A 610-nucleotide genomic window follows, 5' to 3' on the forward strand; every position below is an offset into this window, starting at 1 on the left:
CTAGTACTACAGCCGGTGGTTCACGTGACGTGATGGCGGTCGGTTCGTTGGGCCGTTCGTGGGACTGATGCTGCCGCCGGGGGCGGTTGGAACGGGCGAGTTAGATGAGGCCGAAGTCCGGGCGCTGGATGGGGAGTTGGAGGCGCTGTGCGCCTCGGTCGACGACGTGTTTGCCCGTCCGGCCTCGCGGGAGAACCTGCGGGCGATGGTGCGCGGGCTGCTGAGCGAGGTGCCGCGGAAGAACATGTGGCAGCTTGCCGAGTTCGCGGGCCACCCCAACCCCGACCGGCTGCAGGGCTTCCTGGCCAAGGCCGCGTGGGACGCCGACGAGCTGCGTGACCGGATCCGGGCCTACGCTGTTGCCGCCCTGGCCGGTCAGGACGCGGTGCTGATCGCGGACGAGACCGGCGACATCAAGAAGGGCGCCAAGAGCGCCGGCGTGCAGCGGCAGTACACCGGAACGGCGGGCAGGATCGAGAACGCCCAGGTCAGCGTGCACCTGTCCTACGGATCTGGCCGGGGCCGCACCCTGATCGACCGCGAGCTCTACCTCGGCCGGGCCTGGGCCGGCACCACCGCCGACCATGAACAGCGCTGCGCCGAGCAGGGC

Annotated in this window: 1 protein-coding gene; it reads left to right on the top strand. The window is 70.3% G+C overall.

All coding sequences use genetic code 11. The features are described from left to right. Nucleotides 1-67: 67 nt before the first annotated feature. Nucleotides 68-610: IS701 family transposase (locus ABD357_RS23890; RefSeq protein ID WP_344392777.1), on the top strand; the 543-nt coding region annotated here is incomplete at its 3' end.

The organism is Streptomyces vastus, assembly GCF_039532825.1.
GTDB lineage: Bacteria > Actinomycetota > Actinomycetes > Streptomycetales > Streptomycetaceae > Streptomyces > Streptomyces vastus.